Annotated in this window: 9 protein-coding genes and 1 tRNA gene; 2 read left to right on the top strand and 8 right to left on the bottom strand. The window is 34.2% G+C overall.

Annotated features, from left to right (window positions below; translation table 11 throughout):
- The 5 genes from ABF281_RS09125 to ABF281_RS09105 form a co-directional block, all read right to left on the bottom strand.
- Positions 1 to 2,336: TonB-dependent receptor (locus ABF281_RS09125; protein WP_347181364.1), on the bottom strand; the 2,336-nt coding region annotated here is incomplete at its 3' end.
- Between the two features lie 281 nt (positions 2,337 to 2,617).
- Complete coding sequence (gene arfB / locus ABF281_RS09120) at positions 2,618 to 3,022, bottom strand: alternative ribosome rescue aminoacyl-tRNA hydrolase ArfB (RefSeq protein WP_347181363.1); 405 nt, start codon at positions 3,020 to 3,022, stop codon at positions 2,618 to 2,620.
- 9 nt (positions 3,023 to 3,031) lie between these two features.
- Entirely contained in the window at positions 3,032 to 3,595 is a 564-nt protein-coding gene (locus ABF281_RS09115) for an ATP-binding protein (RefSeq protein WP_347181362.1), read from the bottom strand.
- Positions 3,559 to 4,188: a nicotinamide riboside transporter PnuC gene (pnuC, locus tag ABF281_RS09110; protein ID WP_347181361.1), complete on the bottom strand. Its 630-nt coding sequence runs from the start codon at positions 4,186 to 4,188 to the stop codon at positions 3,559 to 3,561. The genes ABF281_RS09115 and pnuC overlap by 37 nt, the downstream gene beginning before the upstream one ends.
- Positions 4,172 to 4,432 carry a YkoF family thiamine/hydroxymethylpyrimidine-binding protein gene (locus tag ABF281_RS09105; RefSeq protein ID WP_347181360.1) on the bottom strand — a complete coding sequence of 87 codons (261 nt, stop codon included), beginning with the start codon at positions 4,430 to 4,432 and terminating at the stop codon, positions 4,172 to 4,174. Before ABF281_RS09105 ends, pnuC begins: the two co-directional genes overlap by 17 nt.
- A 164-nt stretch (positions 4,433 to 4,596) precedes the next feature.
- Between ABF281_RS09105 and ABF281_RS09100 the strand changes: the two genes are divergently transcribed.
- Entirely contained in the window at positions 4,597 to 5,073 is a 477-nt protein-coding gene (locus ABF281_RS09100) for a hypothetical protein (protein WP_347181359.1), read from the top strand.
- A gap of 90 nt (positions 5,074 to 5,163) precedes the next feature.
- Positions 5,164 to 5,937 (top strand): prohibitin family protein, encoded by a 774-nt coding sequence (locus ABF281_RS09095; protein ID WP_347181358.1) that lies wholly within the window; start codon positions 5,164 to 5,166, stop codon positions 5,935 to 5,937.
- Between the two features lie 331 nt (positions 5,938 to 6,268).
- Here ABF281_RS09095 and ABF281_RS09090 read toward each other — a convergent pair.
- The 3 genes from ABF281_RS09090 to metH all read right to left on the bottom strand — a co-directional run bounded on the left by ABF281_RS09090 (position 6,269) and on the right by metH (position 9,667).
- Positions 6,269 to 6,342: transfer RNA gene (locus tag ABF281_RS09090), tRNA-Asp, on the bottom strand.
- 171 nt (positions 6,343 to 6,513) lie between these two features.
- Positions 6,514 to 6,831 carry a thioredoxin gene (gene trxA / locus ABF281_RS09085; protein WP_347181357.1) on the bottom strand — a complete coding sequence of 106 codons (318 nt, stop codon included), beginning with the start codon at positions 6,829 to 6,831 and terminating at the stop codon, positions 6,514 to 6,516.
- Between the two features lie 139 nt (positions 6,832 to 6,970).
- The gene (metH, locus tag ABF281_RS09080) at positions 6,971 to 9,667 is read right to left on the bottom strand and encodes a methionine synthase (protein WP_347181365.1); all 2,697 of its coding nucleotides are present in this window, start codon (positions 9,665 to 9,667) and stop codon (positions 6,971 to 6,973) included.
- Between the last annotated feature and the right edge of the window lie 7 nt (positions 9,668 to 9,674).

The following is a 9,674-nucleotide window of genomic DNA, read 5'->3' as shown; positions in this document are numbered from 1 at the left end:
TTAAAAGTAACACCGACTAAAAAATTTCGGGTTGCTTGTGGGTAATATCCTGCACCGTCTAGGGTACTTGTTGCATTGGGTTCCGACCAATTATCATCATAAGTATAGTAGTATCCTCTATCTACATAACTAACACTGTTGATATTATTGATCAAAACAGAAAATAAGATAGATTTAAATATTTTTGAAGTTCGCAGGTTATAAGTTGCGTTTAAGCCATTGGTAATGTATTCTTCCAAAACATCATTTTCAGAGACTTTACTGTTAAGATTACTCATGTATTGTTTTCCTACATATTTAGACAAAAAAGATACTTGAAAGTCGTTTGTGGGTTGATACATGAATATATTACCGATAATCACATTTGGGGAAAATGAGATATTTGTATCTCCCAAATCTTGAAAACTTCCATCAATCTGAGCTTTAAAATCTCTGTTTCTGTTCCTACTCAAAGAAACATTTGGTTTGATAGAAACTTTGTTATTTACTTTGATGTTTGCATCTACTTCCAAACCAAGTCTATAACTATCTCCAGAAGTAGCTCTGATTGGTGCCCCTACTCCATCTATTTCTCCTGTGAGTACCAATTGATTTTTATAATTCATATAGTAAACATTGGTGTTTATATCAATGATTTTACTTTTTGATCTCCATCCCAACTCATAATCATTTAGGGTTTCATGCGTAGTAACGCCCGCCTCATAATCATTTCTGTTGGGTTCTCTATTGGCTACCGCAAAAGAAGTGTATATATGATTGTTAGCATTCATTTTATAGGTAAAACCTAATTTTGGATTGAAGAAATTAAAATGAGCATTTACATCAATTGCATCCAAGTCTGAGGTAGTTCCTTCGGTTTTATAATTTACAGTTCTTCTTTGTAAATCAGCATAAGCCGATAGTTGTGCGGTAAGATCAAACGTAACTTTAGTAAAAACTGACAGGTCTATTTTTGTAGCATCAGAAAAGTAATATTGATCTCTTATTTTAGTGTCCGGTAACAATTCATTTCCCCAGATTACTTCTCCAAAATGTTTTCCTGTATAGTTTGAGAAAGATGCCCCAGCAATTAAGTTTATTTTTTGGGTCTTATAATTGGTATTAAAGTTAGCGACATAAAAATCGTTATCAAGCCAACGTCTTACAATTACATCACTACCATCTGCAATTAGCTTGTCAAAATCTTCATAATCCACTTCTGCTTTGTATTGTTCAAAAAAACCAGCACCTTTGGTATAATTCAACGCTAAATTTGTTGACCAATTTTCTGTTAATTTTTCATTCCAATGCAACTGATAATGGTTTTGCCCATAATCATCTACTTCATTATCATAGGTGTAAGGGTTTTGTCTTCTATCCTCTCTCAACTGTTCAGCTGTTAAACCATACCAAGCCTGATACGTTTTTTCTGTTCCACCGAACGTAATGGCTTTGATCAAGGTGTTTTCATCGGTATAACTTGCTTGTAGATAGAATGATTTTAAATCTGAAGATGCTCTGTCAACATATCCATCAGAATAAATATTGGAGAGACGACCTGCTATTTCTATGTGATCGTTAATTTTTCCTGTACTGAATTTCACCGTATGCTTTCGGGTATTAAAAGAACCAAACGTATTCGAAATTTCTCCATATGCCGCTTCTGATATTGCATCTGTCAAAATATTTAAACTGGCACCAAAAGCTCCGGAACCATTGGTAGAGGTTCCTACTCCTCTTTGTAATTGTATGTTTTGTGTAGAAGAAGCAAAATCTCCTAAGTTTACCCAAAAAGTTCCATGACTCTCTGCATCGTTATATGGAATTCCGTTTACAGTTACATTGATACGTTCTCCATTTGATCCACGAACATTCATATACGTATACCCTACACCTGCTCCTGCATCAGAAGAAGAAACGACTGAAGGCATATAGTTTAACAAAATAGGAATGTCTTGTCCTAAATTACGTTTTTCCAATTCTTTTTTAGAAATATTAGAAAACGTAACAGGGACCTCTTCAGTCACACGAACAGCAGAAACCAACACCTCTTCTAAAAGAGTTGAACTTGTTTCTAAAACAAAATTGAGATTGACGTCTTTGGTAACCAAAACTTTTTTGGAAACCGTTTGATAACCCAAAAAAGAAACTTCAAAGGTATAATACCCTTTGTTTAATTTTGTGCTAAATTCTCCTTTATCATCAGCTAACATTGCCTGGTTACGCTCTATAATTGAGAGGGTAGCACCAGATAAAGGTTTGTTGTTTTGATTGGTTACATTTCCACTAATGCTAAACGTTTGAGCATTTGATAAAGCACCAACCAACAAGAATAAAAAAAAGTGTATTTTTTTCATTTTAAATAATTTTAAAACGAATAAAAAGAGGTAATTATTCTTAAGTTAATATTGAATAATAGATTAATTAAAACATCACAAACAAATACGGATATTGTTTTATGATAATTCCCTAAACAGCATTACCTGTTCTAGGTTCATTGGGTATGATCTCAGCCATAATAAGATTGAAAATTTTGGTGTTAAAATAAACGACCGAACCACAACCCTACAAGCACCCCTTTTTGAGAACGATGCAAAAATACAATGTATTTTCTATTTGTGAAACAATTAATGCATTATTATTCTAGCGGTGGTTTTCTTCTCAAATACTTTTTATGCGCATTTTTTTGTTTGCTCTCAATCCTCTTGCTTATTGCGGATCGACTGGGTTTTGTGGGTCTTCTTTTTTTGGGAAGGATTAGACTTTGCTTGATCAAATCGAAACATCTTTTGATCGCTATTTCTTTGTTTTTATGTTGTGACCTGGTCTTATCACAGCATAAAATTAACTGATGGTCTTTTGTCAATCTTGAAGACAACTTTTCTTTTAGCAGTTCTTTTTCTCTAAGATTTAAAGCATTTGAATCTTGTAGGTTAAAAGTCAACTCTATTTTGGTTGAAACTTTATTCACGTGTTGCCCTCCTGCTCCTGAACTTCTTACAGCTTTAAAGTTTAATTCCTTTGTAAATTCTTCTCGATTCATACTTATTGCTTACTTCTTTAAAAGTTGATCAATTTCTTTGACGGCTTGGTGAAAGCGTGTTTTTTTATCGCCTTTCAAAAGAATATAAGGTTTCTTGTATTTGTCTAAGGAATGTTTAAAAGCCATAAACATTTCTTCTCTCTGGGTTGGCCGATCTCTCAAGTCATCTGCCTCCCAAGGGGTATCAATATAAGTTAGCAAGTACAAGTCATATTGGTTTTCTAAGGCATATTTTTCTAATTCTTTGTCCACAAAACCGTCGTAATAAGCCTCAGAATAGACCTTTGTTTCCAATAAATCAGTGTCACAAATCAATAGTTTATTGGCTTCTTTAGCGAGTTTATTCTCTAATTTCATTTGACCATTAGCAATGGGTATGATGTCTTTTATTTCGCATACTTTCTTTGTTTTGTCCCATTTCTCTTGTAAGTATGCTCTAGAAAACTCTGGAACACAAGCTGTTTTGTAATGCGCAGACAACTGAACAGAGAGTGTCGTTTTACCTGTCGATTCTGGACCAAACAAAACAATTTTAACTAGATTGCTTGGGTGTTGTTTAAGTTTTTTCTCCATGCCAAATAACCTTGAACGGCCAGTATTGTGAAAATTAAATATTGTAAGGATAGCATTCCTAAACCTCTATATGCGTACAAGGGCACAGTAATGAGATCAGCAAAAATCCAAAGCATCCAATTTTCTATTTTTTTATTTGCCATGTACCACATGGCTGTAAAGAAAATTCCAGAGGTAAAAACATCGATATAGTTTTCAGGTTTGAGATCATATCCAAAATATACATATACAATAGAAGTAATGAACATGGTAATCAAAACCATAAAAACACCTATTCTTTTTTCTGTTGATGTAGTCCTAGAAATAGGCACAATGGTTTTATTGTTTTTCTTTCTAGACCAATTCCACCAGCCATAAATACTCATAGCGGAATAGTAAAAGTTCATCATCATGTCTCCAAAATATTGTGCTTTGTACAGCAAATATACGGTAATCACTGTGGCAACCAACCCCACTGGATAAACCAATATGTCTTCTTTTTTAGAATAGACAACGCTTGCAATTCCAAACACAAAAGCAACAGCTTCTAACAAAACATCACCCGTGGAGGTATCTTGATAGGCGCTTAAAAAAAAATTAAAAATGTGGTTCATAATGACTCCTATCGGATTTGACTAGTTTTAAATTGAGGATAACATTTTCTTGAGCCTCAAATGTTCTTTCGATCTCTTTTGTTAGGAAAAACATGACCTCACTATACTCCCCATAAATTTGTGTGCTCATTGGGTTCTCTAATACTGTGAATTTTGAAGCTCTCAATCTTTTGATAAAAGTAATGATATGGCTTTCAAAATCTTGATCTAACGGTAATAAAGTAATTTCAATAGAAACTTTCATATTGTTTTCAAATAATAAGGTAAAAGTAAGCATCCTTTTTTAGTTCCTCTAACAACCCTCAAATTATATTAATCACATTTTGGGTATGACTTGTGGCCATCGTCTTTAAAATTATTTTACCACATACTTCATCATTGTTAGTTATAAACTTTATCTTCGTCTCGATGGATACTGCAACTGTAAGACAACTTAAAACCGAATTAAACGGTCTGGATAGAAATGAACTTATTGAGATTGTTTTAAGGCTATCTAAATTTAAAAAAGAAAACAAAGAATTACTAACCTATTTACTTTTTGAATCTGATGATGAACAAGATTATATCAAAGAAATCAAAATAGAAATAGACGAGGCTTTTGAGAAAATAAACCCCAATTCTTATTTTTACATAAAAAAAAGTATTAGAAAAATTTTAAAAAGTATCAAAACTTACATACGCTATTCCAATGTAAGAGAAACAGAGGTAGAACTCCTTTTGTACTTTTGTAAAAAGTTACGTATCATGAGCCCTTCTATGACAAGAAACCAGCAGTTAATTAATATTTTCTCGAGAGAAATTAAAAACATTGAGAAAAAAATTAAAACGTTACATGAAGATTTACAACATGATTATTTTCATCTTCTAGAAAACCTCAAAAGTTAGTCCTCACCCTTTATTGAAAGTCGTACTGCAAATAAATAGAGATTGAAATTATGAATTCTTTTATTTATATTTATAAAAAATATAAACCTCATGAAAAAATCTATTTTACTTGTAATGACAACGGTTTTGTTTACCAGTTGTAGTGTCATTAGACCTGGACAGGCAGGAATCAAACAAACTTTAGGTAAATTTAAAGGAAACGTCGAAACCCAAGGAATTGTCTTCTACAATCCAATTATTAGTAAAGTTGTAAAAGAATCAATCAAGACCAACAACATCAAATTGTTTTTAACGCTACCAAGTAAAGAGGGACTTAGTGTTAATTCTGAAATCTCTATTCTGTATCGTTTGGAGGCAGATAAATTGACCTCTGTATTGCAAAACTTAGGAAAAGATTATGAGTCTGTTGTAACTAGTGTTTTTAGATCTGCCGCATCTGATGTCTGTGCACAATTTTATGCCAAAGATATGCATTCGGGTATGCGTTCAAAAATTGAGTCAGAAATCATGAAAAAAATGAAGCTCAACATAGAAAAACAAGCCGAAGGTATCAATTTGATTTCTGTGCTGATGAAGAGAATTCAACTTCCAAATGGTTTGGCGAAATCTATTGAGAGAAAACTACAAGCAGAGCAAGATGCCATGAGAATGGAATTCGTTTTGCAACAAGAAAAACTAGAAGCTGAAAGAAAAATCATCAACGCGACAGGTGAAAAAGATGCTCAAAAAATATTAGCAGAAGGACTAAGTGATCAGATCATAAAATTAAACACAATTGAAGCGTTTAAAGAACTGTCAAAATCCCCGAACACAAAAATTATCATCACTGATGGTAAGACACCGATCTTGCTATCTAACGAGTAAAAGGAATTCAAATCCATACCCAAAAAAAAGCGCTCGAAGTAATTTGAGCGCTTTTTTTGGTTTTGATCACAAAGGGGTTCAGGCGGTGTCAGCTAATACTTTTTAGTAAGATATGGGCCTGCAAATAGTTTTTGTAAGCGCGATAATTTCGTTTTTTTTCAAAACGTATATGAATGATTTCTCCATAAACTGTTTGTTGTTCTAGAGCATGAATCAAAGTGATGATACGCTACGAGAAAATGTGATACATATGTATTATCTAGACATTTAAAGGCTAAAAAAAAATCCCTGTAAACTTTACGTTCATAGGGATTTTAAAAATAATTTTTTGCGGTCTGGACGGGACTCGAACCCGCGACCCCCTGCGTGACAGGCAGGTATTCTAACCAGCTGAACTACCAGACCGTTGCTGTTAGCGATGGCAAATATAAAACTTAATCATACTTACTCAAAAGGTTTTTGCCCTTTTTTTGATTTTTTTCAACTTCTAAATCTTAGCATATTCATAACCAGAATTTTATATAAAAAAAAAGATTTCAAAAACTGAAATCTTTTTTTTGAGGGTCAATATTAGGTTTAGATAGCAGCCTCTATCTTAGCCGCATAAGTTGCTTTTGGTGCAACGCCTACTTGCTTATCAACGACTTCACCGCCTTTAAAAACCAATACTGTTGGTATATTTCTCACACCGTATTTGGCTGCAAACTCTTGGTTGGTGTCTACATCTACTTTACCAATAACTGCTTTTCCTTTAAACTCATCTGTTAACTCATCAATAATAGGAGCTACCATTCTACAAGGTCCACACCAAGCGGCCCAAAAATCTACCAATACAGGTTGATCTGATTTCAATACTACTTCTTCAAATGTTGCATCTGTTATTTCTAATGCCATAATTTTATCTTTTTTAAATACGCTATACAAATGTAATTAAATAATTGCTTTTTTACTTTTAAATAAAATCACTTTTATTTATGGTTGTATTTGTTTTTCCTATCCAGTTTTTAATTCTTTATTTTTTAAATTTAAACGCTTACTCCTCTGCTAAATTTGGTCCCAACCAACGTTCAGCCTCTTCATTTGTCAGTCCTCTTCGGTTTGCAAAATCATGAATTTGCTCTTTTGTGATTTTACCTAACCCAAAATATCGAGCATCTTTGTGTGCAAAGTAATGTCCAGAAACAGATGCTGTTGGAAACATCGCCAGACTATCGGTTAACGTTACCCCAATATTTTCTTCTACATTCAACAATTCCCACAACTGTATTTTTTCAGTGTGATCAGGACACGAAGGATATCCTGGAGCAGGACGTATACCTTGATAAGATTCTTTAATCAAGTCTTCATTTGTTAAATCTTCTCCCTTTGCATATCCCCAATCTTCTTTACGTATTTTGTCATGTAAGTATTCTGCAAATGCTTCTGCAAATCGATCTGCCAAAGCTTTTACCATAATACTATTGTAATCGTCTAAGTTTTGTTTGTACGCTTCTGCCTTTTCTTCAACACCAAAACCAGTTGTCACACAGAAAGCTCCAATATAATCTTCTACACCACTTTCTCTGGGTGCGATATAATCAGACAATGCCATGTGCGGTTTCCCTGTTGCTTTTTTGGATTGTTGGCGTAGGGTAAGCATCGTTTGTATGGTTTCTGTTCGACTTTGATCACTGTATATCTCTATGTCGTCAGTATTTACACTATTTGCAGGAAACAAACCATAAACAGCTTTTGCAACAAACCATTTTTCTTTGACGATTTTGTCTAACATCTGTTTGGCATCTTTAAACAAATCTTGAGCTTGAGTACCAACAATTTCATCTTCTAAAATGGCAGGAAATTTACCATGCAATTCCCAAGATTGAAAAAACGGAGTCCAATCTATAAATGGCAATAATGTTTCTAATGGCAAGTTTTCAATGACTTTAACCCCTGTTTTATTTGGAGCATAAACAGTTTCATCATTAAATTCAATCTCATATTTGTTTTTTCTGGCTTCCTCCAACGGTAAATAAACTTTCTTACGACCTCTACTTAAAAAGCCTTCTCTAACCTTGTCGTATTCTGCATACGTTTCTTCTTTAAATTTCTCGGAGATGTTTTTGTCTTCTCCAATCAATTTACTCGTTACAGGCACAGATCTTGAGGCGTCTAATACATGAACGACTCCCCCATCGTATTCTGGTGCAATTTTAACAGCGGTATGTGCTTTTGAGGTTGTTGCTCCACCAATTAATAAAGGAATATTGAAATTCAAACGTTTCATTTCTTTGGCTATGTGGACCATTTCGTCAAGTGAAGGCGTAATCAAGCCGCTGAGTCCAATGACATCTACTTTTTCATCAATGGCTACTTGTAAGATTTTTTCAGGTGAAACCATGACACCTAAATCTACAATAGCGTAATTATTACAGGCCATTACCACCCCAACAATATTTTTACCAATATCGTGAACATCCCCTTTTACAGTGGCCAATAAAACTTTTCCTTGAGCAGGACTATTTTCATCTTTTGCCTCTTCAATAAATGGCATTAGATAGGCCACAGCTCTTTTCATCACACGAGCGGATTTTACCACTTGTGGTAAGAACATTTTCCCTTCACCAAATAAATCTCCTACAACCCCCATTCCAATCATCAAATGACCTTCGATGACCTCTAAAGGCTTCTCAACTTGTAAGCGAGCCTCTTCCACATCTTCAACAATAAATTGATCAATTCCCTTTACCAATCCATGAGTGATTCTTTCTTGCAGAGACAACTCTCTCCAGGCAAGCTTTTGTGCTTCCGTTTTTGTTTCTCCCTTGAAACTCTCAGCAAAATCTAACAAACGTTCTGTTGCATCATCACGTCGATCTAAAATGACATCTTCTACATGTTCTAATAAATCCTTTGGAATGTCATCATAGACTTCTAATAACGCCGGATTTACAATACCCATGTTCATTCCTTTCTTGATGGCGTGATATAAAAACACTGAATGCATAGCCTCTCGTACCGGATTGTTCCCTCTAAAAGAAAAGGAAACGTTACTTACTCCACCACTTACACTTGCATTGGGTAAATGAGTACGTACCCAGTGGGTTGCTTCTATAAAATCAATAGCGTTGCTTCGGTGTTCTTCCATACCGGTAGCGACAGGGAATATATTTAAATCAAAAATAATATCCTCTGAAGGAAAATCACATTCGTCTACCATTATTCGGTAGGATCTTTCAGCAATTTCAATTCTTCGTGTATAATTATCAGCTTGGCCTTCTTCATCAAAAGCCATTACAATTACAGCTGCTCCATACATTTTTAATTTACGTACTTGTGCTTTAAAATTGTCAACTCCCTCTTTTAATGAAATTGAATTTACAACACATTTACCTTGCACAACTTGTAGTCCTGCTTCTATAATATCCCATTTAGAGGAGTCAATCATGATAGGAACTCTCGCAATATCTGGTTCGGCCATGATCAAGTTTAAGAATCGAACCATAGCCTCTTTCCCATCAATCAAACCATCATCCATGTTGATGTCTATAATTTGGGCTCCACCTTCTACTTGGTGCAATGCGATTGCCAAGGCTTCATCATACTTTTCTTCTTTGATGAGTCTTAGAAATTTTTTAGATCCCGCAACATTTGTACGTTCTCCAACATTGATAAAATTTATATTAGGATTTAAAACCAAAGGCTCTAATCCTGATAATTTCATGTATTTTGTTTGCTTTATACTACTCATCCCTTGC

The organism is Wenyingzhuangia sp. (assembly GCF_039768515.1).
Taxonomy (GTDB): Bacteria; Bacteroidota; Bacteroidia; order Flavobacteriales; family Flavobacteriaceae; genus Wenyingzhuangia.
This window is presented reverse-complemented; position numbering and strand designations above follow the sequence as displayed.

Excerpts from the sequence above, each read along its gene's own strand:
- arfB (WP_347181363.1), bottom strand. The coding sequence starts at position 3,022 with ATGAATCGAGAAGAATTTACAAAGGAATTAAACTTTAAAGCTGTAAGA.
- ABF281_RS09115 (WP_347181362.1), bottom strand. The coding sequence starts at position 3,595 with ATGGAGAAAAAACTTAAACAACACCCAAGCAATCTAGTTAAAATTGTT.
- pnuC (WP_347181361.1), bottom strand. The coding sequence starts at position 4,188 with ATGAACCACATTTTTAATTTTTTTTTAAGCGCCTATCAAGATACCTCC.
- ABF281_RS09105 (WP_347181360.1), bottom strand. The coding sequence starts at position 4,432 with ATGAAAGTTTCTATTGAAATTACTTTATTACCGTTAGATCAAGATTTT.
- ABF281_RS09100 (WP_347181359.1), top strand. The coding sequence starts at position 4,597 with ATGGATACTGCAACTGTAAGACAACTTAAAACCGAATTAAACGGTCTG.
- ABF281_RS09095 (WP_347181358.1), top strand. The coding sequence starts at position 5,164 with ATGAAAAAATCTATTTTACTTGTAATGACAACGGTTTTGTTTACCAGT.
- trxA (WP_347181357.1), bottom strand. The coding sequence starts at position 6,831 with ATGGCATTAGAAATAACAGATGCAACATTTGAAGAAGTAGTATTGAAA.
- metH (WP_347181365.1), bottom strand. The coding sequence starts at position 9,667 with ATGAGTAGTATAAAGCAAACAAAATACATGAAATTATCAGGATTAGAG.